Below are 23,237 nucleotides of genomic sequence, written 5' to 3'. Positions count from 1 at the left end.
GGTCAGGCCACCTCGGCTTCGTCCATTGCGTATTTCAAGATCGTCTCCTGAGAGAATTGGTCGGGCGTGAGTTCGGCGGTGATTCGGCCCGCGGACATGACATAGATTCGATCGCACATCCCGATGAGTTCGGGCAGTTCGGAGGAGATCATGAGGATCCCGCGCCCCTGCTTGGCAAGCTGGGACATGAGTCCGTAGATCTCGTACTTGGCGCCGACGTCGATCCCTCGGGTCGGCTCATCGAGCAGCATCACCTTGGGATCGGCGATGAGCCACCGGGCGAGGAGCACCTTCTGCTGATTGCCGCCGCTGAGGTTCTCGATCAGCGTGTCCTGGCTCGGGGCCTTCACCTTCATGCGGTCGAAGTAGGTTGCCACGAGCTTGCGTTCCTTGAGTCCGTGGGTGCGGCCGCGGTGGATGACCTTCCGCAGGCTGGCGAGGGTTGCGTTCCGCCGGATGGACAGCTTGGGAATGATCCCCGTGAGACGGCGATCCTCGGAGAGCATCGCCACTCCGGCGGCGATGGCGCGGCGGGGATTCGAGAGTGTGACCGGCTTGCCTTCGATCTCGATCTCGCCGGCGTCGAGGTGGTCGAGTCCGAAGACCGACTGGACGACCTCCGAACGGCCGGCGCCGATGAGGCCCGCGAGGCCGACGATTTCACCCTTGCCGATCTCGAGCGAGATGTCCTCGAACTGCTCGGCTCGGGAGAGTCCGGTGGCCCGGAAGACCGTCTCACCGATCTCGATGCGCTCCTTCGGGTAGGCCTGATGGTTCAGGTCACGGCCGACCATTTGGGCGATGACCTGCGCGGAGGTGATCGCATCGGCGCTCTGGCTGCTCACGACGGCGCCGTCCCGCAGCACGGTGATGTCGTCGGCGAGGGTGAAGACCTCGTCCATCTTGTGGGAGATGTAGATGATCGACTTGCCGGACTCGCGCAGCGCGCGGATCTTGGCGAAGAGCGACTCGACCTCCTTGTGCGCGATCGCGGAGGTGGGCTCGTCCATGATGAGCACGTCGGCGCTGTGGTAGACCGACCGCAGAATCTCGAGCATCTGAATCTCGGAGACGGTGAGGGTGCCGAGTTTGCGGCGTACCGAGTAGCGCAGGCCCTCCTGCGTGAGGATCCGTGCGGCCTCCTTGCGGATGAAGCGCCAGTCGATGCGGCCGAGCTTCGTGGGCAGGCGGCCCATGAAGAAGCTCTCCGCGATCGTCATGTCGGGCACGTAGTTCAGTTCCTGGGCGATCATCGCGATGCCGTGGTCGCGTGCCTCGATCGGGTTGCGGATCTTCGACGGCTCCCCATTCACGTGGATGCGGCCGGCGTCCGGGGAGTACAGGCCGTTGATGCACTTCATGAGGGTCGACTTCCCCGCGCCGTTCTCACCGCAGAGCGCGTGCACCGTGCCCGGGCGTACGTCGAAGGAGACGTCGTCGAGGGCCTTGACGCCGGGAAAGGTCTTGCTGATTCCCTGAAGCGACAGCCGTGGAATGGGGGCGTCCATCACTGCTCCTTCCGGGTCCGTTCCGCGGCCTCGCTCGGGTCTTCGACGCGGGCCACGCCCGGTAGCACGATTCGCTTGAGGGAGTCCGGGGTGTCGTCGGCGCGGAGCGCGTCCTCGACCTGCTCCAGGCCGTACACATGCGTGACGAGTGAGTCGACTTCGACGGCGCCGCTCTCGAGCAGCGCGCGGGCGATCGGCCAGGTGTTCGTGTAGCGGAACGTGCCGGTGACGTTGACCTCGCGCATCGCGATGTCCGCGACCGAGAGCGGAAACTCGTCCACGGAACCGACGAGGATGACCTGCCCGCCGGCGCGTACCGACTTGATGCCGCTGAGGATCGCGGGCACCGCGCCGGACGCGTCGACGAAGACGTGGGCACCGAGATCCTCGGTGGATTCACTCAGAGGGTCGATCACCCGCGTTGCGCCGTAGGAGAGCGCGAGTTCGCGGCGAAGCGGGTTGAGATCGCTGACGATCACCTCGGCCGCGCCGTACGCGCGAGCCACCTGTGCCGTGAGGATGCCGATCGGACCCGCGCCCGCGATGAGGATGGTCTCTCCCACCGAAAGGCCCGACTTCTGTGCGGCGGCGATACCGACCGAGAGGGGCTCCATGAGGGCGGCGGCGTGATCGCTGATCTGCTCGGGCACCTCGAACGCGAAATCGTCCTGAATCGTGACGTATTCACAGAATGCGCCGTCGATCGGCGGCGTAGCGTAAAACTCCATGTCGGGGCAGAGGTTGTACTGCCCGGCGCGGCAGAAGTCGCAGGTGCGGCACGCCCGCTGTGGCTCGACGGCGACCCGCCGGCCCACCCGTGCCGGGTCGACCGCGGAGCCGACGGCGACGATGGTTCCGCTCAGCTCGTGGCCGAGGACGAGCGGGGCGTCGACCACGTAGTCGCCGATCCGGCCGTGCTCGTAGTAGTGAACGTCCGAGCCGCAGACTCCGACGCTCGCGACCTGGATGAGGACCTGATCCGGATCGGGGGGCGGCACGGGGCGTTCCTCGAGGGCGATCGAGCCGACGCCCGTGAGGACACTGGCGCGCATCATCGGTGGCAGTGCGGTCATGGTTCTTCTCCTTGGGTTGGCCAGGCCCCTCGTGGCGGTGCGCCGGGGCCGGGGAGGGCTGGTCAGTAGGTGGTGCCGTCTGCTTGGAGGTCTGCGAGCTGCACGTAGCGGTCGAAGACATCGGAGCGGTCGGCCTGGGGGCGCGTGACCGAGACGGTCCGGGGTTGCCATGCCCGTGTCTGCTCGGCGACCGTGCGTCCGTGGAGGATCGCGCTCGCTTGGACGGCGGCCCCACGGGCGGTCGCCTCGGCGGCATCGACGGTGTGCACGTCGTGGCCCGTCAGATCGGCGACGATCTGGCGGTAGGCGGCCGAGCGGGCGCCGCCGCCGATGACGAGTGCACGCCCTGAGGTGGGCACTCCGAACGAGGCGATCTGGCGCTCCCCGCGTGCCAGCCCGAGCACGACCCCCTCGTAGGCGGCGAGTGCGAACTGCTCACGCGTGATGCCCGAGGTCAGACCGGCCATCATCCCGCGAGCCGCGGGCAGTCGGGGTGACCGTTCGCCGTCGAGATAGGCGGCGAGCACGGGCCGATCGGGCGTGATCGGGGCGGCGAGTGCGAGGTCGCTCAGCTCGGCGTGGCCGACCCCGAGGAGGCGGGCGGCGGCGTCGGTCACCTTCGCTGCGTTGAGTGTGCACACGAGCGGCAGATATCCGCCCGTGGTGTTGGCCACGCCGTCGATCGCCCCGGAGGGATCGTGGACCGGCTCGGCGGTCGTGGCGAAGACGACCCCGGAGGTGCCCAGGCTGTAGGCGACATCGCCGCCGACGAGCCCGATGCCCTGGGCCGCGAGGTGCTGATCGCCTCCGCCGGGCCCGACGAGCGCGGAGGCGTCGAGCCCGAGTGCTCGGGCGGCTTCGGGGGTGACCCGGCCGGCGGTCTCGTCCGGTCCGAGCACGGTCGGCAGCATGGCCTCCCAGTCCCGGGGGCCGAAGAGCTCGGCGAGCATGTCGGTACGCCACGTATTCGTAGCCGCCGCGTAGTAGCCGGTGCCGGAGGCGTCGGAGCGGTCGGTCACGTGGTTCCCGGTCAGGCGGAACGTGAGCCAGTCATGGGGAACGAACAGGCGGCGGATCTCGGCGAACGAGTCGGGCTCGTTCTCGAAGAGCCAGGCCAGCTTCGTCACGGTGATCGCTGCCGAGGGCACGATCCCCATCTCGTTCGCCCACCACCGGGCGCCGTAGCGTTCCACGAGCCGGGCCGCCTGTCCGCCCGAGGTGGTGTCGTTCCACAGCTTGGCCGGGCGGATGACGCGATCCTGCGAGCCGGTGATCGTCAAGCCATGGCACTGGGCTCCGACCGCGACGCCGAGAATGTGCACGGGGCCATGTTCTGATTCCGCACGACTGCGGGCCTCGGCGCCGGCGAGCAGGAGCGCCGCCCACCATGCGTCCGGGTGCTGCTCGCTCACCGGGGGTGAGGTGGCCGGATGGTGGGCGCTTGCAGTGGCGAGGAGGACCCCGCTCTCCAATGCGCGGAGCTCGACGGTGCAGGACTGGGTGGAACTGTCGACCCCCATGACTGCGGCGGTCATCGCGAGACCTTGCCGGTGTCGATGGGCAGGAACGGAAGGTCTGCGGGAAGGTTCGCGCGCTGCCCGACGGCGCCGGCAGGGTGGGTGGTCATGAATTGGTCCCACGTGTAGCCGCGATTGCGCATGACCACCTCGGCGAGGGCGTCGCCCCAGGCGGCCTGGGCCAGCGTGATGCCCGTGGCGATCACCCCGCCGATATCTGCCGCCGGATCGACCGCGACGAGTGCCACCTGGTCCGCGTGCCGAGCCAGGGGTGAGTCGGCGTGGGCGGTGAGGGCAACGACCCGGGCGCCGCGGTCACGGGCGATCGTCGCAAACTCGACGACCTCGGCGGAGGCTCCGCCGTTGGAGATGAGCAGAACCACGTCCCCCGAACAGACGGCACCCGAGGCCCCGTGCAGGGCGTCCATGGCGGAGAGGTAGACCGCCGGGGTGCCGGAGACGGAGAAGATGTGGGCCATACGGCGAGCGATGGTGCCCGAGGTGCCCGAGCCCGAGATGACGACCTTGCCCGGGCAGTCGCGCAGCAGCCGCGCGACGGAGAGGAACGAGGCATCGAGACGCCGTGCGAGGGCGTCGATCGCGGCCGACTCCGCCTGGAGACGCTCGCGGGCGATCTCCAAAGCCGGGGTGGGGACAGTCACGGGGTGATACTCCTTTGAATCGAGGGCCGGTGGGGCCTTCCCCGCCGCTTGGTGGGCGACACACGTATGTGACGCTCATATGAGCGGGGGGCGTGTACGATTGAGCATACGAACGATCCCACAAGGGCGCAACCTGGAGTGATCAAATGACACAAGACCGTGATGTGGGCGCTCATTTGAGCTCCCGTCTTCGTGGGGCGGAGACGGACCGCGCGCTGCTGGCGAAGGTCGCACGCTCGTACTATCTCGATGCCGGATCGAAGGTCGAGATCGCCGATTCCCTTGGAATCTCGCGGTTTCGGGTGGCGCGGCTACTCGAGCGCGCGCTCGCCGAGGGGGTCGTTCAGATCACCATCAACGACGACGGCCTCGACGATCCGGTCCTCAGCGCCGAGCTCGGTGAATACCTCGGTCTGGACGAGTGCCTCGTGGTGCGCTGTTATGGCGACCCGGACCAGGTGAGGGCGCAGGTGGGCGGAGCCGCGGCCTCACTGCTGAGCGCCACTCTGGGCGAGGACGAGGTGCTCGGGCTCACGTGGGGCCGCACGCTCACGGCCACGACCTCGCAGCTGACGTCGCTGCCGCGCTGCACGGTGGTCCAGCTCACCGGTTCGGTCAGCGGCGAGCTGGGCTCCTCTCCGATCGAGATCGTGCGGCAGGCATCCCAGCGCGCCGGCGGAGCGGTCTATCCGATCTTCTCCCCGCTGTTCGTGGACGACGCCCTGACCGCGGAGAGCCTGCGGCAACACCCCGGGATCAAGCTCGCACTGGACTTCTTCGACGAGGTCACCACGGCCGTGATGTCGGTCGGGAGCTGGGATCCGCAGATCTCTCAGGTTCCGGAAGTCATCCCGGAGGCGGACGTGCGCAGGGCGCGCGAGCGAGGGTGCGTGGCCGACATCGCAGGAATTCTCATCGGTGCCGACGGGAAGCTCGTCGATCCCGCGTTCCAAGAGCGCTGTGTCTCGATCTCATATGCGCAGCTCGACGCGATTCCCCGGGTGATCGCCGTGGCCTCCGATGCGGGTAAGGCCGACGCGATTCGCGCCGTCACCTGCGCCGGCCTGGTCTCCAGCCTCGTGGTCGACCATGGGCTCGCAGAGGCACTGCTTGCGGGGGAGCGGGCATGACGGTCGGGCCACCCCGCGTGGCCGGTTCCCTCTGGTCGGTCGATCCCGCCGACCAGGCGCGGAACCTCGCAGCAGCGGTGGAGGGCGGAATGAATTGCGTGCACTGGGATCACGCGGATGGCGAGTTCGCCGCCGCCGGGGGCTTCGCCTCGGAGCGCGCGGCCGAGCTGGCCGGCGAGCTGACCGGGATGTCGGGAGTGGCGCACGAGACCCACGTGATGTTCACCGACCCGCTCGGCCAGGTCGACGCCTGGACCGACCTGTGCCGCCGCATCGTCGTCCACATCGAGACGCCGCGGTGGCGTGAGACGGTCGCTCGGATCGAGCGCCGAGGCAGCGAGGCCGCGCTCGCGCTCTCCCCCCGGACCCCGGCCGGTGCCGCACCCGACGATCTCGCGGTGCTGTGCATGTCGGTCACGCCCGGGCAGGCCGGGAGCACGTTCGACCGGGCGGCGCTACGAAAGGTGGCCGAGCTGGCCGAACGCAATCCGGATCGGGAGCTGGGTCTCGACGGCAGTGTCACCCGGGCGATCGTGCCCGAGGCGCTCGCGGCCGGTGCCACGTGGCTCGTCGTGGGAAACGACCTCTTCGGTCCGGGCGGCCTCGACCGGTGGAGCGACGTGCTCGAATAGTCGCCCGCCCGGCGGGGGCGGCCGGCCACGGGGCGTGGCCGATCCTCCCCGCTCGGCGCAGGTGCGGCATGATTGGACACATGCGCATTCACATCGCCGCCGACCACGCCGGGTTCGAGCTCCGCGAGGCCCTCATCACGCACCTGACCGACGCCGGGCACGAGGTGATCGATCACGGCAACGACCGCTACGACGCCGAGGACGACTACCCCTCGTTCTGCTTCGCCGCGGGGGAGGCCGTCGTCGCCGACGAGGGCTCCCTCGGGATCGTGATCGGCGGCAGCGGCAACGGCGAGCAGATCGCCGCGAACAAGGTGCCGGGAATCCGCTGCGCACTCGCCTGGAACGAGGAGACCGCCCAGCTCTCCCGCCAGCACAACAACGCCAACTGCGTGGGTATCGGCGCCCGCCAGCACACCGTCGCCGCGGCGATCCAGATCGTCACGGCCTTCGTCGGCACCGCCTTCAGCAACGCGGACCGCCACCAGCGGCGCATCGACCAGGTGAGCGCCTACGAAACCGCCTGAGGACGACGCAGGCCGGGTTGCGTCGTCCGCACGCCTCGGGCGCTGCCGAGGGCGGGCGCGGCGGGTGGGCCGGTACCGAACCGCGGGCCCCGTCAGGCGCGGCGGTGCGTGAGGCGGCGTGAGAGCGCCGCGAGGGCGACCTGGAGCGGGACGAGCGTGACGACCGCGATCGCCAGCTCGCCGGTGAGCCAGACCCAGACGCCGAACAGGGCGCCGGTGAGCAGCGACCATGACCAGTCCACCCACGGCGAGGTCGGGGCGCCGGCAGCGACGGCGGCGCGGGCCGCCTCCCCCTCGCGCGTGTGGGCCACGAGGGTGGTGGCCAGGCCCCGGTTGCGCAGGATCTCGGTTCCGCCGGCGAGCACGAGCCACCCGGCGCCGGCGGCGAGGCCGATCCGCCAACCGGGCCCCACGAGCTGGGAGAGCGCCAGGGCAAGCAGCGGCACGGCGGCCGCGCTCACCAGTGCGCCGAGGAGCACGGACTGACCGATCGGGCGCGTGCGCGTGGCGATGCTCAGCACGCCCATGCCGACGGCCGTGGCCAGGAGCCAGGCGCCGGCGCCCGCGAGGAGGCCCCCGCTCGAGAGCATGACGGCGACGACGAGCAGGGCGGTCGCGATGAGCGCGCGGAGGACGTCGGTGGCCCGCATGGCCGACCGGTACGCCAGCACGGCGCTGCGCTCGTCGACGTGGGAGTGGTCCTCGGTGCTGTCGCAGTGCTCGCACGTGTGCGCCGGGGCGCCCGATTCGGCGGCCGAGGAGGCATCGAGCTGGGTGGCGGGATCGTCCGCTGGCGTGGCAGTCATGGCATGAGTGATCATAGGCCGGTGAGTGCCGTACCCGATGATTACGCCGAGTTCGTGCTCGATCTTGTGAGCCGGATCCCAGCCGGGCGCGTGAGCACGTACGGCGTGCTCGCCGAGATCGCGCGGGCGGAGACGGGCAGGGGGAGCGCCCGCACGGTGGGCCGGGTGCTCTCGCTCTACGGCGGGGGTGTGCCGTGGTGGCGGGTGTGCGCCGCGGGCGGCAGGCTCGTGGTGCACAAGAGCGAGCGCCAGGCCGAGCACCTGCGCGCCGAGGGGGTCGTGCTCAGCCGGGCCGGGCGGGTGCCGATGGGCGAGGTCGGCTGGCCGGACTGACGTCGTCGGGGGCCCGGGGCCCTGGGACTGGGGGCGGGGCCGGGTTCAGGGTTCGGGGCGCCGGCCTCGGGGCTCAGGTGAGGAGCCGCACAGTGGGTTGCTCTGCCCATCGCCAGGATTCGCACCGGGTGAATACCGTGGCCCCGCCGGCCGATCGGCCGGCGATAGTGGACCGCGCGGGGCGCGGATGAGGGAGAGAGACCGACGTGAACGCAAAGCTGACTGGAATTCGTGCGGCCACGGCCGCCGGCGGCGTGGCGCTGCTCATGCTTGTCTCCGCGTGCGGTGGCTCGGGGGAGTCCACGGGCGAGGGCACGGCCGAGCAGGACGCCGGCGCGGGTGCCGCGGAGGAGACCGGCGGCACGGACGGCGGCTCGGACGCGGGCGGCGAGTCGGGTGCCGGTGAGGAGCAGGACGGCGCGGGTGACGGGGCCGACGCCGATCCCTCGGCCGGTGGTGCCGTGGCGGCTCCGGCCGAGGGGTTCAGCGCGTGTGACGTGCTGGAGGCCGACGAGCTCGGCGAGGTCACGGGGCTGGACCTGGGCGAGGGCACGGCCGACGAGATCATGGGCTCGACCACGTGCACCTTCACGGCCGCCGACGGCTCGGGCATGGCGATGGTCCAGTGGGCCGCCGTGGAGATCGCCGACGATGCCACGTTCGACGCCACCCTCGAGGCCGCCCAGAGCACCTACGAGGGTGGGAGCGAAGCCGAACAGCTCGACATCCCGGGCGCCTCGCGGGCCGGTGGATTCACCGGAGACCTCATGGGCTACACCGCCGCCGGCGTGCTCGCCCAGGCCGAGGGGGGCTTCCTGCAGGTCGTCGTCGGCGGTTCGGACGTCACGATCGACGCGGCGGCCGAGGTCGCCGAGCTCACCCTGGCGCGCGCCTGAGCCGAGGACTCGCGGGCCCCATCGGGCGGCACCTGGTCGCGTTCGACGATCACGCCGCGCGCGGGTCGAGCGCGTGTCCGCACAGCGGACGTGTAAAGAATCGACCGTTATCTTTACAGGTCGGGCCGACGTGTCAAGCTACTTGACACGTCGCCCGGCGCGGGCGGCTCAGCGGAGTTCGGCCATGGGCGGCACGTTGGCGTAGAGCACCCGGCGCCCGATTCGGACTTCTTGCAGCAGGCCGACTGCGGTGAGCTTCTTGAGCCACTTCGAGGAAGTCGGCCTTGACCCCGCATCTCTGCTCGATGTCGCTCGTGCGCGCGTACGGCTGTTCCATGGGCGTGCCCTGCCCTCGTCGAAGCCCCGGCGCAGCGCGGTGCGGTACCGCAGTCTCTGCGGGTGCAGGGTCGGTGGCCCTGGTTCTGTGACGCAGCGCAGGTCAGATGTAGATGGCCGGGTCGATCGGGTACTCGTCGTCGGGACGGGGGTTGGGGCGCACGTGCCCGGGCACGCCCACGACGACGGCGCCGGGCTCGACGTCCTTGACCACCACGGCGTTCGCGCCGATCTTCACGTCGTCGCCGATGCTGATCGGACCGAGGACCTTCGCCCCCGAGCCGATGACCACCCGGTCGCCGACCGTGGGATGCCGTTTCCCCTTCGACATCGAGCGCCCGCCGAGGGTCGAGGTGTGGAACATGAGCACGTCGTCGCCGACCTCGGCGGTCTCCCCGATCACGACCCCCATGCCGTGATCGACGAAGAACCGCCGCCCCAGCACCGCGCCGGGGTGGATCTCCACGCCGGTGAACGTGCGCGCCAGCTCCGACAGCATCCGGGCCGGGAACCGGAGCAGGCGGGAGGTGACCCACATCCGATGGGAGAGCCGGTGGAGCCACAGCGCGTGTACGCCCGGATAGAGCAGCGCGATCTCGAAGGAGGATCGGGCGGCCGGGTCGCGGCGCTTCGCGGTCGCGAGATCCTCGGAGATCAGCGACCGCAGCGAGAGATGACTGGTAGCACTCACGGGCACGATGCTGTCACGTTTGCGCAGACCCTGTGGCCTCGTGGTGCCGCGGCACCGTCCAGCGCCGCCGCGGCACCCGGGGCCGAACTCACTGCAGGTGCGCGTAGAGCGGGGTCGAGAGGTAGCGCTCGCCGAAGTCGGGTACGACGACCACGATCGTCTTGCCCGCGTTCTCGGCCCGCGCGGCCACCTGCAGGGCCGCCTCGATCGCGGCGCCCGAGGAGATGCCCACGAGGAGTCCCTCGCGGCGCGCGACCTCGCGGGCCCGCTCGAGCGAGGCCTCGGCGTCGATGTCGATCACCTCGTCGTAGATCGTCGTGTCGAGCACCTTCGGAACGAAGTTCGCCCCGAGTCCCTGGATCTTGTGCGGCCCGGGCTCGCCGCCGTTGAGGATCGGCGACTCGGCCGGCTCCACGGCGATGATCTGCACCTCGGGCTTGCGCTCCTTGAGTACCTGGCCCACCCCGGTGATGGTGCCGCCGGTGCCGATTCCGGCCACGACGATGTCGACCTCGCCGTCGGTGTCGGTCCAGATCTCCTCGGCCGTCGTGCGGCGGTGGATCTCCGGGTTCGCCTCGTTCTCGAACTGGCGCGCGAGGATCGCCCCCTCCCGCTCCGTCGCGATCCTCTCGGCCGTGGACACGGCGCCCTTCATACCCTCGGACGGCGCCGTGAGCACGAGCTCGGCCCCGAGGGCGCGCAGCAGCACCTTGCGCTCGTTCGACGCCGACTCGGGCATCGCGAGCACGACGTTGTAGCCGCGGGCGGCCCCGACGAACGCGAGCGCGATCCCGGTGTTCCCGGACGTCGCCTCCACGATCGTGCCGCCCGGCTTCAGCGCGCCGGCGGCCTCGGCGGCGTCGATCATGGCCACGCCGATGCGGTCCTTGACCGAGTTGGCCGGGTTGTAGAACTCGAGCTTCGCGAGCACGGTCGCTCCGAGCCCCTCGGTGACCTGGTTGAGCCGGACGAGCGGGGTGTTGCCCACCAGGTCGGTGGCGTTCTCGTAGATGCGGGACATGACGTTCCTTCCGAAGGCGGGCTGATCGCTGGCTTCAGCCTTGCACCCGGAGGCCGCGCTGACCAGAGAGTGAGCGGGTCGTCTACCTGGTGAGACGGTGCTCACCATTCGGTCATCGGCGCGCGCGGGCGGCGACCGTGTTGAGCAGCGCCGCGGCGGTGGCCGCGTCGTCGACCGTGAGGACGGCGGAGCGCCCTCCCGTACGTTCGATCCGTATCGCTTCGCCCTTGCGGGTGACGAGGCCGGTGGTGCCGTGGACGTTGGTGCGGATGCCCCAGCCGCCGAACTCGGCGAACGGCCTGACCTGGGTCACCGACGCGGCCAGCACCTCATCCGCCGGCACATGCAGCACCCGCAGTCCGATGCTGCTCCGGGCGACGATCCCGGCCGAATCCACCTGCACCGTGAAGCTGAGGAAGCCGAGCAGCAATGCGGCAACGCCCGCCATCGGCAGCAGCAGCCACCAGTTGCTCGTACTCACCCCGACCGCGAGCCCCACGGCCATCGGGATCAGGCCCATCATGGCGAGCAGCCCGGGCCGGCGCATGGTGGCCTGACCCGACCAGGCCGCGCGAGCGTCGTCCGTAAGCTCGATACGGGCGGCGCCGGCGGGCACGGGAGCGGTCGCGGGCCGGGCGGGATCGGCGCCGGCCAGCGCGGCTGCGACGATTCCCAGGGCGAGCGCCACACCGATGCTCAGGGCGATGGCGCCGCCGGCAGTGGTGGCGGCATAGGGGTCGGTGAGCCCGCGCTGGCCGGCGACCTGCACGAGGAACAGTCCACAGAACATCGTGAGCATGCCCGCCGACAACCCCACGATCATGCGCCGGGTCAGCGCGGAGCGGCCGAACAGGAGCACGAGCGGGAACATCACCACGACGCCGACCCCGATGAGCACGGAGTTGAGGGTCATGAGCTCCGCGAGGCTGCCCACGCGGTCCACGCCGTTCGGGCCCCAGTGCAGGGCCACGGTGTCCGGCAGGTCGGGCAGCCAGGCGAGCACGAGGGCGTAGCTCGCGGCGATGAGCACGAGCGGCAGCGCGATCCCGAGCGCGATCGCCCGGCCGCGGTGGGGCAGCGGGGGGCGGGCCGGGGTCGTGGCGCTGGGGGTGATTCCGCGGTCGTGGGGACTCATGCGGGCTCCTTCGTGGTGAGCAGTGCGGCGAGGGTCGCGGGCGCCAGGCCCAGGCGGGCGGCCTCGGTGCGGACGGCGGCGATGTGTCGGTGGAGGGTGGCGAAGTCGGCGGCGGCCCGGGTGGTCACGGTCGCCCCGCGGCCCCGGCGGAGCTCGATCAGCCCCTCGGCCACGAGCTCGCGGTAGGCGTGCAGCACCGTGTTCACGTTGAGATCGAGGGACTGTGCGAGGTCGCGCGTGGCCGGAAGCCGGTCGCCGGCGCCCCGCTGTCCGGTGAGGATCGCGAGCCGGATCGACGCCGCGATCTGCTCGAAGAGCGGCTGCGGGCTGGTCGGGTCCACCGTGATGAGCACACCTCAAGCGTAGTTGCACTAGTTCAACTAGTGCAAACTGGAGTGTGGGCGGGGCGCGCGGTGATGAGGGTCGGTTCCCGGGCGCGTTCGTTGCCCGGCATGTACACAACGAATACAATGTTTACATGAACTCGACGACGCCGCTGGGGCGGCCCATCTCGGTGCGACTTCCCGAAGGCCTGCGCGCGCGCGTCGAGGCGCTCGCCGCGGCGACGCGACGAAGCCAGGGGGATGTTGTGCGCGAGGTGCTGGAGCGTGACCTGGCACAGTTGGAGTGGGAGCAGCGGATCGTCGAGCGCGCCGCGGACCTTCGCTCCGGGCGGCAGCAGGCAGTGCCGCTCGCCGTGGTCGAGCGCGAGTTGGGGCTCGGTGACGATCCGGTCGATCCGAGTCTCGTGGATGAGATCGAGTGACCTGGGAAGTCGAACTGTCGCCCGAGGCGGCACGCTGGCTACGGAAGGCTGATCCGCAGACCGCCCGGCGTGTTCGTGCCGCGCTTCGCGCGATCACGACACTCAAGAGTCCACGGGACCGAGGTGCGCCGCTCACCGGAGGTCTGGCCGGCCTGTGGCGGTATCGCGTCGGCGACTACAGGATCATCTGCGACCTGCGCGATGAACGGTTGGTCGTTCTCGTGATCGAGATCGGCCACCGCCGCGGCGTCTACGAATGAGCCGGTGATCGCCCGAATCCGCGACGGGCCCGATCGGAGGTCCCGGAGCGGGGACGTGTGGCCACCGCGGTGGTGGTGGATCCGCCCCGCTGTGCGTTCAAATCGTCCATGTCGTCCACATGGGCGCGTCAGGCGGCCGGCGCGTCGTCGCGACCGAGCCGGTCCGCAATCCAGATCTTGATCACCGATTGCCGTGTGACCCCGAGGCGACGCGCCTCGTGGTCGAGTGCTTCGACCATCCACGTGGGAAAGTCGACGTTGACCCGACGTGGTGTCAGGCCAGGCCGATGCGCCCGGCCGAGGTCAAGCTGAGGCGTGACGTCGTCCCCGGCGTCGAATGCGGCGTCGAACTGTTCAGCCTTCATAGATGGCTACCTCCTCGTTGCGGGCGCGACGGACAGAGATCAAACGGGTTCGCCCGTCTCGATACGTGACGACTGCGGCGAAGTGTCGCCCGGCGATCGTGCCGATGACGAGGGGGCGCGGCTCGAACTCGAACTCCATGGGCGCCCTCCATCCATAGAGAAACTATACCGGTTCGACTCCAATGGGGTGACGTAGCGCACACGGTGGGTAGGTTCGTGCCGGGGCGTCCTCGGGTGTCGTCACGACCGAGCCGGTCCGAGATTCGGACGTCGATCAGCGCTCGTCGTGTGACGCCGAACGTCGTGGTTGGAGATCGTGCACGAGCGCCGGCGCGTCTGCCGGTCGCGTCACGTTCCCGTGCGTGAATTAGGTAAGGCGTGCCATACTTTATTCGTGCTCACGTCGACCGTAGCCAAGGACACCCGCCCCGGATACCGCCCGTACGCGGTGCGCGTGGCGCGGATTCGCAGGATCACCCCGAGTTTCGTGCGCGTCACGTTCGCCGGGGACGAGCTCGACTCCTTCGGGACCGACCGCCTCGATCAGCGCGTGAAGATCGTGCTTCCCCACCCGGGCGACAATCCCGGCGGGCACCCGGCCGGCCACGTCGCCGACTTCGGCTGGAACGACCCGGCCACGATCGCGGCCGGCGACTGGTACAAGCGGTGGCGTGAGCTGCCCGACGCCGACCGCAACCCGTTCCGCACCTACACCGTGCGGGCCGTGCGCCCCGGCGAGGTCGACGTCGACATGGTCACCCACCCCGACGGCGGCCCCGCCTCCCGCTGGCTCGAGCAGGCGGGCCCGGGCGATGCCCTCGTGCTCGTCGGCCCGGACGCCCGCTCCCGGGACTCGGGGATCGGCATCGACTTTCATCCCGGCACCGCCGAGAAGATCCTCCTCGTGGGCGACGAGACCGCGGCCCCGGCGATCTGCTCGATCCTCGAGCACCTCGGCCCCGAGCGCGAGGCGCACGTGTTCCTCGAGGTGCCCGCGAGCGAGGACGTGCTGCCGATCGTCACGGCGGCGCGCACGCAGGTGACGTGGCTGCCGCGCAACGGCGCCGGCCACGGAACCCTCCTCGAGCCGGCCGTGACCGCCTGGGTCTCGGCCCACCCCCACGTCTACCTCGCGGCCCTGTCGACCTCCGAGCAGCGACTCGAGGAGGTCGACGTCGATCGCGACCTGCTGTGGGACTCCTTCGGCGACCTGTACTGCGTGCGAGGCGGTGAGTTCTACGCGTGGCTGGCCGGCGAGGCGGGCGTGATCAAGCGCCTGCGCCGCCTCCTCGTGACCACCACGGGCATCACCCGCACCCGGGTCTCCTTCATGGGCTACTGGCGCCTGGGCAGGGCCGAGGCCCAGTGATCGCCGGAGTCCCGCCCCAGTGATGGGCGACGTGACGGCCGACGTGACACCGGCCCCGGTCGCCGGCCCCCACAGCGCACCGGACCGTGCGAACCCCGCGGGCGCACCGGACCCGGTGGGCCCCGTGGGCGCCCCGAGCCCGGCCCGCCGGTGGCTGGCGCTCGCGGCCCTCGTCGTGGCGCTGGCGGTCGTGATCGCCCTGAGCCTCGCGCTCGGCGCCGCGGCGATCGGCCCCGCCGAGGTGTGGCACGCGCTGACGAGTCCGGGCCAGGATCCGGCCACCGTCGTCGTGCGGGACCTGCGCCTGCCGCGCACGATCGTCGGGCTGCTCGCGGGCGCCGCGCTCGGCCTCGCGGGCGCGGTCATGCAGGGCCTCACCCGCAACCCGCTCGCCGATCCGGGCATCCTCGGGGTGAACGCGGGCGCGTCGTTCGCGGTGGTGCTCGCGATCTCGGTGCTCGGCCTGACGAGCCCGGCCGCCTTCATCTGGTTCGCGCTCGCCGGGGCCGCGTGCGCGGCGGGCCTCGTCTACGGAATCGGCGCCCTCCAGCGCGGCGCCGCGAGCCCGGTGGGCCTCGCGCTCGCGGGCATGGCGCTCACGGCCGGGCTCACCTCGCTCACGACCCTCGTGCTCCTCACCGACACGGCGACCCTCGCCAGCTACCGGCTGTGGTCGGTGGGCTCCCTGGCCGGCCGCGGCGCCGAGGCCGCCGTGACGCTGTTGCCGTTCCTCGCGGCGGGCGCGCTCCTCGCCGCCTGCTCGGGTCGGATGCTCAACCTCCTCGCCCTCGGCGAGGACCTGGCCCGCGGACTCGGCCAGAACCTCGCCCTCGCCCGCATCGCGTGCGGGCTCGCCGTGGTGCTGCTCGCCGGGGCCGCGACCGCGCTCGCCGGGCCGATCATGTTCGTGGGCCTCATGGTGCCCCACGCCGTGCGCCAGCTCGTGGGCACCGACTACCGCTGGATCCTCGCCTTCTGCGCGATCGGCGGCCCCATCCTCCTGCTCGGCGCCGACATCATCGGCCGCCTCGTGGTGCCCCCGGGCGAACTCGAGGCCGGCATCGTCGTGGCCGTGCTCGGCGCGCCGGTGCTCATCGCCCTCGCCCGCCGCACCCGGCTGGGGTCGCTGTGATCACCGTGCCCGCACCGCCCGCCTCCGGCGGCACCGACCCCACAGAAGACACAGGGCATACAGCGCGCACCGAGCGCACCGAGCCGACAGCCCGGGCCGCTCTCGCGGCCGCTCTACGACGACGTCGCACCCGCTGCGTACTCGTGTGCACCGCCCTGGGGCTCGCCGCCGTCGCGCTCGTCCTCGTCGGGCTGGCCACGGGGCCCTATCCGCTCAGCCCCGGCGAGCTCGCGCGCATCCTCGCGGGCGGTCCGGAGGCGACCGGCGGCGGCAGTTTCGTGTTCTGGCGGCTGCGGGCCCCCACGGTCGCCCTCGGCGTGCTCGCGGGCGCGGCCTTCGCCCTCTCGGGGGCGCTGTTCCAGACCCTCGTGCGCAATCCGCTCGCGAGCCCGGACATCCTCGGCATCTCGGGCGGGGCGAGCGTGGCGGCGGTGTTCGGGCTGCTCGTGCTCGGGGTCTCGGGCATCGGGCTCTCCCTGCTCGCGCTCGCCGGCGGCTTCGGGGTGGCGTTGGCCATCTACGCCCTCGCCTGGCGGGGCGGGGTGGGCGCCTACCGGTTCGTGCTCGTGGGCGTCGGCTTCGCGTTCGCCGGCCAGGCGGTGCTCGGCTACCTCATCTCCCGCGGCGACGTGCGCGAGGTGTCCCGCGCGCTCGCCTGGACCGTCGGCGGGATCGGCGGGGCCCGCTGGGACTCCATCGCGGTGCTCGCCGTCGCGCTCGCGATCCTGCTGCCCGCGCTCGCGCTGACCCGGCCCGCCCTGCAGGCCCTCCAGCTCGGCGACCCCCAGGCCGGCGGGCTCGGGGTGCGGGTGGAACGCACCCGGCTGGGCATCCTCGCGCTGGGCGTCACCCTCGCCGCCCTGACCACGGCCGTGACCGGCCCGATCGCGTTCGTCGCCTTCATCGGCCCGCCGATCGCCCGCAGCCTCGTGCGCGACGGCGGCCCGGCGCTCGTGGCCGCCGCGCTCACGGGCGTGTGCGTCGTGCTCGGCGCGGACGCCGCCCTCGGCGCCTTCCTGCCCGACTCCCCGGTGCCGGTGGGCATCGTCACCGGCGCGATCGGCGCCCCGTACCTGCTCTGGCTGCTGGCCACGGGCCGCAGCTGAATGTGAGGAGAGACCCGATGACCCAGCCCACGACGTCGCGTGCGCTCGCCGCCGAGAACCTGTCGCTGTCCTACGACGGGCACTGCGTCGTCCATACGCTCGACCTGGAGGTACCGCGCGGCCAGGTGAGCGTGATCGTCGGGGCGAACGCGTGCGGGAAGTCGACGCTGCTCAAGGGGCTCGCGCGGCTGCTGCGGCCCAGCGGCGGGCGCGTCACGCTCGACGGGCGCGACATCCGCCGCCACGGCGGCAAGGAGTTCGCGCGGATGGTCGGCCTGCTCCCGCAGCAGCCGCTCGCACCGGACGGCATCACGGTGGCCGATCTCGTGGGCCGCGGGCGGTACCCGCATCAGGGGGTGCTGCGCCGGGATCGGCGCACGGACGAGGCGGCGGTCGCCCTCGCGCTCGAGCTCACCCAGTGCGCCGGGCTCGCCGGGCGCGCGATGGACGAGCTCTCCGGCGGGCAGCGGCAGCGGGCGTGGGTGGCGGTCGCGCTCGCCCAGGATCCCGACATCCTGCTCCTCGACGAGCCGACCACCTACCTCGACCTCGCCCATCAGGTCGAGCTGCTCGACCTGTTCCATCAGCTCAACCGGGCCCGCGGCACCACGATCGTCATGGTCCTGCACGAGCTCAACCTCGCCGCCCGGTACGCCGACCACCTCGTGGTCATGGCCGGCGGGCGGATCGCGGCCGAGGGCCCGCCCGAGCGGGTGCTCACGAGCGAGGTCGTGCGCGACGCGTTCGCCCTCGAATCGCGCGTGGTGCCCGATCCGATCAGCGGCACCCCGCTCGTGGTGCCGATCGGGCGGTTCCATCGCCCACCGGCCGCGCCGCAGCCGGCCGCGCCCTGACCCCTCGCCCCTCACGACCCGGGAGATTCCATGATCCGACGTCCACGCATCCTCGTCGCGCTCGCCGCGGCGGCGCTCGCCCTGACCGCCTGCTCGAGCGGCGGCACGGGCGAGGAACCCGCGAGCCCGACCGGTACCGACGGCCCCACGAATACCGGCGGCGCTGCGAACACGGAAGGCGCCCCCACGACGATCGAGCACGCCTTCGGGGAGACGGTGGTCCCCGCGGATCCGCACAGCGTGGTCACGCTCGGGTGGGGGAGCGCGGACGCGGCGATCGCCGTCGGGGTGGTGCCCACGGCGATGGAGTCCCAGCCCTACGGCGGCGACGAGAACGGGGTGCTGCCGTGGATCCAGGAGGAGCTCACCGACCTCGGCGCCGCGACGCCGGTGATGCTGCCCGTCTCCGCCGAGGAGCCGGCGTACGAGGAGATCGCGGCCGCCTCCCCGGACCTCATCCTGGCCGTGTACTCGGGCATCACGGCCGAGCAGTACGAGCTGCTCAGTCAGATCGCCCCGACAGTGGCCTACCCGGACGAGGCGTGGAGCACGCCGTGGCGCCAGGTCGTCGAGATCGTGGGCGAGGCCCTCGGCCGGACCACGGAGGCGGCCACCGTGCTCGCCGACATCGACGACACCCTCGAGCGCGCCGCCGCCGATCACCCCGAGTTCGCGGGCAAGACGATCGCGGCCACGTGGGACGTGTCGGGCACGTTCTACGTGTACAAGCCCGCCGATCCGCGGGTGGGCTTCCTGCGCGACCTGGGCTTCGTCGACGCCCCGGCGGTGACCGAGCTCGCGAACGGCGACGAGACGTTCTACTACACGCTCAGCCACGAGCGGCTCTCCGAGCTCGACTCGGATGTGCTCGTGTCCTACGCGGACACCCCCGAGCAGGAGGAGGCGTTCCTCGCGGCGCCGTATGCGGCCACGATCCCGGCGGTGACCTCCGGGGCGGTGGCCTCGATCACCGGTCCCGAGCTCGTGGCCGCGGTCTCCCCGCCGACCGCACTCTCGCTCACGTGGGGGCTGGACTCCTACCTCGAAGCGCTCTCGGCCGCGGCGAAGGCCGCGTAGCCGGCCTATGGACGACGCCCGGGCGGCCCGCGTAGCGCGGGTCGCCCAGGCGGGAGGTCAGCTACCGGTGGGCGGGTTCCTTTCGTCGCTGATGTGGTGATGAGACACTGACGAGATGAATGTTCCTGCTGTCACTGCGCCTGGCGGCCTCGCGGCCCACCGCGAGGCCATCCGCGGTGTGCTCGCCAGTTATGGCGTTGAGGCGGCCGGGGTGTTCGGGTCTGTTGCGCGTGGTCAAGCAACCGACTCCTCAGACCTTGACTTGATCGTGCAGTTCTCGCCTGGCGTCGAGCGGGACCTCATTCGTTTGGGCGAGGAGTTGTCGCGCGTGGCCGGGGCGACTGTTGACGTCGTAGACGCCGACGTCGTGCGCGAACGGGCGCATCGCACGGGTGTGGGGCTGTCTATCCTGGCCGAGACCGTGCCGCTGTGAACCTCGCCGAGGCCGAGGGGATCCTCGCATTGGAGCTCGAGATCAGCACGGCGTTGGCCCACAGCATGATCTCGGTCATGCGGGACGCGCAGAAGCCCACGCCGGAGCGTGGGCCTCTCGAATCGGCGCTCCGGGAACTGTCTCATCCCAGCTACCGCTGCCGACGGTAGTTCCCGCGGAGAGACAGTTCAACTGTCGTGCCCCCGTCATGCACGCCCGTTCGCCCTGGCGGGGGTAGCCGCCAATCCGCCCGCGACCACAGGTGGTTGCCGGATGAGTGGGCGCACGTCGTTGCATCGTGACGCCCGTTCGGTGTTCGGTCATCGCCGAACGCCGAACGATCATGCAGCCGGTGTCCGGGCAGCGTCGACGCGGTTCCCGATCCGCATCGTGATGATCGACTGCCGGGGTGACGTCGAGGCGGCGAGCCTCCTCGTCCAGCGCGGCGATCCACGTCGGGTGTGATGCCCTTGCCTGCGTCGAAGTCCGTATCCAGCGTGTCGGCCCGCCTTGGCCGGACCGCGCGTCGGGGCGCCGGGCGCCGGTTGCGGCAGGGCCTATGGACGACGCCCGGTCGGCCCGCGTAGCGCGGTCGCCCGGGTGGGCGGGGAGCCACGCGAGAGTGAAGCCGCGCACGTTGGCCGGTGGTGAGGCCACCTCGAGACGACGGTCTTGCTACCGTCGTCCGCGGTGCCGAGTCGATTCGCGAATCCTCCCCGCCACGCGGGAGGCGAGAGGCGTGTCCCAGCCGACCCCTCCGGCGGCCCTGCCGCCCCACCGCGCCATGCCGCGCGGCCGCGCCGCGAGGCGACCGCGGAGGGTGTGTTCCGGCATGAACTGCACGGCGTGCGCGGGCTTGCCCTGAGCCTCGTGGTGTTGTTCCACCTCTTCGGCAACGGCCGGGTCTCCGGCGGAATCGACGTATTCCTCGCGATCACGGGCTTCCTCTTCACAGGGTCGTTGCTGCGGCGCGCCATCAAGGGGAACGGCCGGATCAGCCTCGTGCAGCACTTCGGACGGCTCGGGCAGCGGCTCCTGCCGCCGATCCTGCCCGTGCTCCTCGCTGTGGCCGTCGGTGCCTACTTCCTCCTGCCCGAATCACGGTGGCTGCAGGTGGCGCGTGAACTGAGGGCCACGATCCTCTACTACGAGAACTGGGAACTCGTCGGTTCCCAACTCGATTACAACGCCGCGGGGGCCGACACGAGTCCGCTGCAGCATTTCTGGTCGCTGTCCGTGCAGGGCCAGTTCTATCTCGTCGCTCCGCTCGTGGTCATGGCCGTCACGATGCTGGCCCTGCGGCTGCAGGTGTCGCCGCGGTGGGCTCTCGTCGGCGTGCTCGCCCTGGTTCTCGTGGGCTCCCTCTCCTACTCCGTGTATCTGACGGCCGTCGACCAGCCGGTCGCCTACTTCCACTCCGGGGCTCGGATGTGGGAGTTCGCACTGGGCGGCTTGGCCGCGCTGCTGCTGCCGTACGTCAAGCTCTCGATGCGCGGGAGGGTCGTGAGCGGCTGGGCCGGCATCGCGATGATCGCGACCTGTGGATTGATCTTCGACGGCGGGAACCTCTTCCCGGGGTACCTGGCCGCGTGGCCGGTGATCGGGATGATCCTCGTGCTGGCGGGCGGGATGACGACCTCGCCGTGGGGTGTGGATCGCCTACTTGTGACCAAGCCGTTCACCTTCGCGGCCGACATCTCCTACAGCCTCTACCTCTGGCACTGGCCCATCCTCATCTTCGTGCTCGCGACGTTCGGCCTGCAGCGCATCGGCCCGCTCGAGGCCGTGGCGATCCTCTCGGCATCGGTCGGACTCGCCTGGCTGTCGAAGCGCTTCATCGAGGACCCCGCCCAGAACTGGCGCTTCGTGCGGAGCCAGGGCCGGAAGTTCGCGTGGGCGGTCGCCAGCGTGACGGTGGTCGCCCTGACCACCGGTGCTGCCGCGTCGAGCCTCTCGCAGCGCCAGGATGCGCTCCTGGCGCAGGCGATCGTCGACGGCGGCGAGTATCCGGGTGCCGCGGTGCTCATGTCGGGAGAGCCGATCAGCCTCGATCCCTACGAGCCGGGTGACGTCGTCCCGGACCTGACCGTGCTCTCCCGGGACCTGCCGGCGATCTACGACGAATCGTGCGTGCAGAGCCATCGTGACGGATTCGATGAGGTGCTCGTGTGCCGGGACGTGCCGGCCGATCCGCTACGGAGGGTGGTCATGACCGGCGGCTCGCACATCGGGCAGTGGTGGCCGGCGATGAGCCGGATCGCCGAGGAGCAGTCGTGGGAACTCATCCTGCTCGAAAAGGGCGGATGCCACCTGACGGTCGACTGGGAGAACGTCGACGGTCTCGGCTTCAACGACAGCTGCCGGGATTGGAACCGGGATGCGCTGCCGCTGATCGCGCAGCTGGAACCCGATCTCGTCTTCACCCTCGGCACCACGACCAAGGGCGGGTACGAACACGTGGCCGCAGGGGCCGTGGGCGCCTGGTCGAAGCTGGCCGATGCGGGGATCCCGATCGTGGCGGTCCGGGACACCCCACGCCTGGAGGAGTCCGCGGCGGAGTGCCTCGAACGCGTGGGAGTCGATCCGCGGGAGTGCGGCCAGCCTCGCGACGCGTCGCTGGAGATGGCCTCTCCGATGCGCGCGGCCGAGGGCATACCCGTGAACGTGACCCCGCTCGATCTGACGGCCGCGTTCTGCGACGAGACCTACTGCCCGGCCGTCGCGGGGGACACGATCGTCATGCGCGACGAGCACCACGTCTCGGCCACGTACATGCGCACCGTGACCCCGTTCCTCGAACTCGGGCTCCGGGATGCGGCCGGGTTCCTGTTCTCGCAGTGACCGACGACGCGGCGAGCTCGCGGTGCGTCCGGGTGGCGTCCCGGTGGTCTAGGCCACAGCCGTCCGGCCCGGCGTGCATCAGCCCCGGGCTCTGGAGTATGATCGTCCGGGCTCAACGTGAGAGAGTTGTGCCTTGGAGCCTCCAGGAGCGGTCAGCACCAACCGAGGCGAGTACCCGCCCGTTGGCGCCCGCGCCCACGTGAACACCCGATTGTAGGAAGTTGATATGAAGAAGGACATCCACCCGGAGTACCAGCCGGTCGTGTTCCGTGACATCTCGGCGAACTTCTCGATTCTGACGAAGTCGACGATCTCCTCGGCGAACACGGTCGAGTGGGAGGACGGCAACACCTACCCGGTGGTCGATGTCGACATCTCGTCCGCTTCGCACCCGTTCTACACCGGCAAGCAGAAGATCCTCGACACCGCTGGTCGTGTGGAGAAGTTCCGTCGTCGCTACGCGAACGCCGGCAAGTAGACCTGAGTTTGCGCCGGGCTCCCCGGCGCGCGTAACCGTCGTAGAAGAGGAGGCAAGGCCATGGCAGTTCCCAAGCGCAAGATGTCGCGCAGCAACACCCGCTCGCGTCGTTCGCAGTGGAAGGCAGAGGTCGTTGACCTGGTCCCAGTCCGCTCCGGTGGCCGCGAGGTCAAGGTGCCTCGGCGCCTGGCCCGTGGCGTCGAGCGCGGCCTGGTCGACGTCGAGGACTGACAAGTGCGGCGCCTGAGCGCCGATGATGCATCGAAGGGCTGCCCGGTGGGCGGCCCTT

Annotated in this window: 28 protein-coding genes; 17 read left to right on the top strand and 11 right to left on the bottom strand. The window is 70.9% G+C overall.

All coding sequences use genetic code 11. The annotated features are described in order from the left end of the window. Positions 1 to 2 precede the first annotated feature (2 nt). From GCG21_RS12165 to GCG21_RS12150, 4 genes are all read right to left on the bottom strand, one after another. Positions 3 to 1,508, bottom strand: coding sequence for a sugar ABC transporter ATP-binding protein (locus GCG21_RS12165; RefSeq protein ID WP_152909956.1), 1,506 nt, complete (start codon positions 1,506 to 1,508; stop codon positions 3 to 5). Continuing rightward, the gene (locus tag GCG21_RS12160; protein ID WP_152909955.1) at positions 1,508 to 2,581 is read right to left on the bottom strand and encodes an NAD(P)-dependent alcohol dehydrogenase; all 1,074 of its coding nucleotides are present in this window, start codon (positions 2,579 to 2,581) and stop codon (positions 1,508 to 1,510) included. Before GCG21_RS12160 ends, GCG21_RS12165 begins: the two co-directional genes overlap by 1 nt. Before the next feature lie 62 nt (positions 2,582 to 2,643). Further along, positions 2,644 to 4,116: an FGGY family carbohydrate kinase gene (locus tag GCG21_RS12155; RefSeq protein ID WP_152909954.1), complete on the bottom strand. Its 1,473-nt coding sequence runs from the start codon at positions 4,114 to 4,116 to the stop codon at positions 2,644 to 2,646. Next, positions 4,113 to 4,760: an SIS domain-containing protein gene (locus GCG21_RS12150; protein ID WP_370517490.1), complete on the bottom strand. Its 648-nt coding sequence runs from the start codon at positions 4,758 to 4,760 to the stop codon at positions 4,113 to 4,115. Before GCG21_RS12150 ends, GCG21_RS12155 begins: the two co-directional genes overlap by 4 nt. A 164-nt stretch (positions 4,761 to 4,924) precedes the next feature. Between GCG21_RS12150 and GCG21_RS12145 the strand changes: the two genes are divergently transcribed. From GCG21_RS12145 to GCG21_RS12135, 3 genes are all read left to right on the top strand, one after another. After that, positions 4,925 to 5,890 carry a sugar-binding domain-containing protein gene (locus tag GCG21_RS12145; protein WP_194165072.1) on the top strand — a complete coding sequence of 322 codons (966 nt, stop codon included), beginning with the start codon at positions 4,925 to 4,927 and terminating at the stop codon, positions 5,888 to 5,890. Beyond that, the gene (locus GCG21_RS12140) at positions 5,887 to 6,522 is read left to right on the top strand and encodes a hypothetical protein (protein ID WP_152909952.1); all 636 of its coding nucleotides are present in this window, start codon (positions 5,887 to 5,889) and stop codon (positions 6,520 to 6,522) included. Before GCG21_RS12145 ends, GCG21_RS12140 begins: the two co-directional genes overlap by 4 nt. A gap of 80 nt (positions 6,523 to 6,602) precedes the next feature. Further along, positions 6,603 to 7,049: a ribose-5-phosphate isomerase gene (locus GCG21_RS12135; protein WP_152909951.1), complete on the top strand. Its 447-nt coding sequence runs from the start codon at positions 6,603 to 6,605 to the stop codon at positions 7,047 to 7,049. A 92-nt stretch (positions 7,050 to 7,141) separates the two neighbouring features. On the opposite strand, the gene GCG21_RS12130 is transcribed toward GCG21_RS12135, so the two are convergent. Beyond that, the gene (locus GCG21_RS12130) at positions 7,142 to 7,855 is read right to left on the bottom strand and encodes a hypothetical protein (protein WP_152909950.1); all 714 of its coding nucleotides are present in this window, start codon (positions 7,853 to 7,855) and stop codon (positions 7,142 to 7,144) included. Positions 7,856 to 7,876: 21 nt separating this feature from the next. Here GCG21_RS12130 and GCG21_RS12125 point away from each other — a divergent pair, with 21 nt between their 5' ends. Continuing rightward, positions 7,877 to 8,188 carry an MGMT family protein gene (locus tag GCG21_RS12125; protein WP_370517489.1) on the top strand — a complete coding sequence of 104 codons (312 nt, stop codon included), beginning with the start codon at positions 7,877 to 7,879 and terminating at the stop codon, positions 8,186 to 8,188. A gap of 206 nt (positions 8,189 to 8,394) precedes the next feature. Beyond that, entirely contained in the window at positions 8,395 to 9,084 is a 690-nt protein-coding gene (locus GCG21_RS12120; protein WP_152909948.1) for a hypothetical protein, read from the top strand. A 439-nt stretch (positions 9,085 to 9,523) separates the two neighbouring features. On the opposite strand, the gene epsC is transcribed toward GCG21_RS12120, so the two are convergent. The 4 genes from epsC to GCG21_RS12100 form a co-directional block, all read right to left on the bottom strand. After that, the gene (gene epsC, locus GCG21_RS12115) at positions 9,524 to 10,111 is read right to left on the bottom strand and encodes a serine O-acetyltransferase EpsC (protein ID WP_370517488.1); all 588 of its coding nucleotides are present in this window, start codon (positions 10,109 to 10,111) and stop codon (positions 9,524 to 9,526) included. Between the two features lie 88 nt (positions 10,112 to 10,199). Then, positions 10,200 to 11,132 carry a cysteine synthase A gene (gene cysK, locus GCG21_RS12110; protein WP_152909946.1) on the bottom strand — a complete coding sequence of 311 codons (933 nt, stop codon included), beginning with the start codon at positions 11,130 to 11,132 and terminating at the stop codon, positions 10,200 to 10,202. Between the two features lie 112 nt (positions 11,133 to 11,244). Further along, positions 11,245 to 12,267: a DUF1648 domain-containing protein gene (locus GCG21_RS12105; RefSeq protein WP_152909945.1), complete on the bottom strand. Its 1,023-nt coding sequence runs from the start codon at positions 12,265 to 12,267 to the stop codon at positions 11,245 to 11,247. Next, positions 12,264 to 12,620 (bottom strand): GntR family transcriptional regulator, encoded by a 357-nt coding sequence (locus tag GCG21_RS12100; protein WP_370517487.1) that lies wholly within the window; start codon positions 12,618 to 12,620, stop codon positions 12,264 to 12,266. The genes GCG21_RS12105 and GCG21_RS12100 overlap by 4 nt, the downstream gene beginning before the upstream one ends. A gap of 125 nt (positions 12,621 to 12,745) precedes the next feature. Between GCG21_RS12100 and GCG21_RS12095 the strand changes: the two genes are divergently transcribed. Together GCG21_RS12095 and GCG21_RS12090 are read left to right on the top strand one after the other, a co-directional pair. Beyond that, a complete protein-coding gene (locus GCG21_RS12095; protein WP_152909944.1) occupies positions 12,746 to 13,033 on the top strand; it encodes a ribbon-helix-helix protein, CopG family in 288 nt (95 codons plus the stop codon). Further along, positions 13,030 to 13,293 (top strand): type II toxin-antitoxin system RelE/ParE family toxin, encoded by a 264-nt coding sequence (locus GCG21_RS12090; protein ID WP_370517486.1) that lies wholly within the window; start codon positions 13,030 to 13,032, stop codon positions 13,291 to 13,293. The genes GCG21_RS12095 and GCG21_RS12090 overlap by 4 nt, the downstream gene beginning before the upstream one ends. Before the next feature lie 128 nt (positions 13,294 to 13,421). Here the strand turns inward: GCG21_RS12090 and brnA are convergent, their stop codons facing one another. Then, positions 13,422 to 13,658, bottom strand: a complete 237-nt coding sequence (gene brnA, locus GCG21_RS12085) for a type II toxin-antitoxin system BrnA family antitoxin (RefSeq protein WP_152909943.1) — start codon at positions 13,656 to 13,658, stop codon at positions 13,422 to 13,424. Beyond that, positions 13,648 to 13,797 (bottom strand): BrnT family toxin, encoded by a 150-nt coding sequence (locus GCG21_RS12080; RefSeq protein ID WP_152909942.1) that lies wholly within the window; start codon positions 13,795 to 13,797, stop codon positions 13,648 to 13,650. The genes brnA and GCG21_RS12080 overlap by 11 nt, the downstream gene beginning before the upstream one ends. 255 nt (positions 13,798 to 14,052) lie before the next feature. Between GCG21_RS12080 and GCG21_RS12075 the strand changes: the two genes are divergently transcribed. The 10 genes from GCG21_RS12075 to rpmF all read left to right on the top strand — a co-directional run bounded on the left by GCG21_RS12075 (position 14,053) and on the right by rpmF (position 23,179). Then, positions 14,053 to 15,027, top strand: coding sequence for a siderophore-interacting protein (locus GCG21_RS12075; RefSeq protein ID WP_370517485.1), 975 nt, complete (start codon positions 14,053 to 14,055; stop codon positions 15,025 to 15,027). Between the two features lie 31 nt (positions 15,028 to 15,058). After that, a complete protein-coding gene (locus tag GCG21_RS12070) occupies positions 15,059 to 16,159 on the top strand; it encodes a FecCD family ABC transporter permease (protein ID WP_370517484.1) in 1,101 nt (366 codons plus the stop codon). Between the two features lie 5 nt (positions 16,160 to 16,164). Continuing rightward, positions 16,165 to 17,265 carry a FecCD family ABC transporter permease gene (locus GCG21_RS12065; protein WP_370517483.1) on the top strand — a complete coding sequence of 367 codons (1,101 nt, stop codon included), beginning with the start codon at positions 16,165 to 16,167 and terminating at the stop codon, positions 17,263 to 17,265. A gap of 17 nt (positions 17,266 to 17,282) precedes the next feature. Next, the gene (locus GCG21_RS12060; RefSeq protein ID WP_152909939.1) at positions 17,283 to 18,119 is read left to right on the top strand and encodes an ABC transporter ATP-binding protein; all 837 of its coding nucleotides are present in this window, start codon (positions 17,283 to 17,285) and stop codon (positions 18,117 to 18,119) included. 30 nt (positions 18,120 to 18,149) lie between these two features. Then, positions 18,150 to 19,196: an iron-siderophore ABC transporter substrate-binding protein gene (locus GCG21_RS12055; RefSeq protein WP_152909938.1), complete on the top strand. Its 1,047-nt coding sequence runs from the start codon at positions 18,150 to 18,152 to the stop codon at positions 19,194 to 19,196. A gap of 115 nt (positions 19,197 to 19,311) precedes the next feature. Continuing rightward, positions 19,312 to 19,629 carry a nucleotidyltransferase family protein gene (locus GCG21_RS12050; protein WP_152909937.1) on the top strand — a complete coding sequence of 106 codons (318 nt, stop codon included), beginning with the start codon at positions 19,312 to 19,314 and terminating at the stop codon, positions 19,627 to 19,629. Positions 19,630 to 19,902: 273 nt separating this feature from the next. After that, on the top strand, positions 19,903 to 20,094 hold the full coding sequence (locus tag GCG21_RS12045) for a hypothetical protein (RefSeq protein WP_152909936.1): 192 nt from the start codon (positions 19,903 to 19,905) through the stop codon (positions 20,092 to 20,094). Between the two features lie 357 nt (positions 20,095 to 20,451). After that, positions 20,452 to 22,470, top strand: a complete 2,019-nt coding sequence (locus GCG21_RS12040) for an acyltransferase family protein (protein WP_194165071.1) — start codon at positions 20,452 to 20,454, stop codon at positions 22,468 to 22,470. 226 nt (positions 22,471 to 22,696) lie between these two features. Beyond that, positions 22,697 to 22,948: a type B 50S ribosomal protein L31 gene (locus GCG21_RS12035; protein WP_152909934.1), complete on the top strand. Its 252-nt coding sequence runs from the start codon at positions 22,697 to 22,699 to the stop codon at positions 22,946 to 22,948. A 60-nt stretch (positions 22,949 to 23,008) separates the two neighbouring features. Next, positions 23,009 to 23,179, top strand: coding sequence for a 50S ribosomal protein L32 (gene rpmF, locus GCG21_RS12030; protein ID WP_152909933.1), 171 nt, complete (start codon positions 23,009 to 23,011; stop codon positions 23,177 to 23,179). The last annotated feature ends 58 nt before the right edge of the window (positions 23,180 to 23,237 follow it).

It is taken from the genome of Pseudactinotalea sp. HY160 (assembly GCF_009372055.1).
GTDB lineage: Bacteria > Actinomycetota > Actinomycetes > Actinomycetales > Beutenbergiaceae > HY158.
The sequence above is the reverse complement of the archived record's forward strand: the minus strand, read 5'-3'. Positions and strand labels throughout refer to the sequence as shown.

What these genes read in the sequence shown, in the direction of transcription:
- GCG21_RS12165 (WP_152909956.1), bottom strand. Translation starts at nt 1,508, where the DNA reads ATGGACGCCCCCATTCCACGGCTGTCGCTTCAGGGAATCAGCAAGACC.
- GCG21_RS12160 (WP_152909955.1), bottom strand. Translation starts at nt 2,581, where the DNA reads ATGACCGCACTGCCACCGATGATGCGCGCCAGTGTCCTCACGGGCGTC.
- GCG21_RS12155 (WP_152909954.1), bottom strand. Translation starts at nt 4,116, where the DNA reads ATGACCGCCGCAGTCATGGGGGTCGACAGTTCCACCCAGTCCTGCACC.
- GCG21_RS12140 (WP_152909952.1), top strand. Translation starts at nt 5,887, where the DNA reads ATGACGGTCGGGCCACCCCGCGTGGCCGGTTCCCTCTGGTCGGTCGAT.
- GCG21_RS12135 (WP_152909951.1), top strand. Translation starts at nt 6,603, where the DNA reads ATGCGCATTCACATCGCCGCCGACCACGCCGGGTTCGAGCTCCGCGAG.
- GCG21_RS12130 (WP_152909950.1), bottom strand. Translation starts at nt 7,855, where the DNA reads ATGACTGCCACGCCAGCGGACGATCCCGCCACCCAGCTCGATGCCTCC.
- cysK (WP_152909946.1), bottom strand. Translation starts at nt 11,132, where the DNA reads ATGTCCCGCATCTACGAGAACGCCACCGACCTGGTGGGCAACACCCCG.
- GCG21_RS12105 (WP_152909945.1), bottom strand. Translation starts at nt 12,267, where the DNA reads ATGAGTCCCCACGACCGCGGAATCACCCCCAGCGCCACGACCCCGGCC.
- GCG21_RS12095 (WP_152909944.1), top strand. Translation starts at nt 12,746, where the DNA reads ATGAACTCGACGACGCCGCTGGGGCGGCCCATCTCGGTGCGACTTCCC.
- brnA (WP_152909943.1), bottom strand. Translation starts at nt 13,658, where the DNA reads ATGAAGGCTGAACAGTTCGACGCCGCATTCGACGCCGGGGACGACGTC.
- GCG21_RS12080 (WP_152909942.1), bottom strand. Translation starts at nt 13,797, where the DNA reads ATGGAGTTCGAGTTCGAGCCGCGCCCCCTCGTCATCGGCACGATCGCC.
- GCG21_RS12060 (WP_152909939.1), top strand. Translation starts at nt 17,283, where the DNA reads ATGACCCAGCCCACGACGTCGCGTGCGCTCGCCGCCGAGAACCTGTCG.
- GCG21_RS12055 (WP_152909938.1), top strand. Translation starts at nt 18,150, where the DNA reads ATGATCCGACGTCCACGCATCCTCGTCGCGCTCGCCGCGGCGGCGCTC.
- GCG21_RS12050 (WP_152909937.1), top strand. Translation starts at nt 19,312, where the DNA reads ATGAATGTTCCTGCTGTCACTGCGCCTGGCGGCCTCGCGGCCCACCGC.
- GCG21_RS12045 (WP_152909936.1), top strand. Translation starts at nt 19,903, where the DNA reads ATGAGTGGGCGCACGTCGTTGCATCGTGACGCCCGTTCGGTGTTCGGT.
- GCG21_RS12035 (WP_152909934.1), top strand. Translation starts at nt 22,697, where the DNA reads ATGAAGAAGGACATCCACCCGGAGTACCAGCCGGTCGTGTTCCGTGAC.
- rpmF (WP_152909933.1), top strand. Translation starts at nt 23,009, where the DNA reads ATGGCAGTTCCCAAGCGCAAGATGTCGCGCAGCAACACCCGCTCGCGT.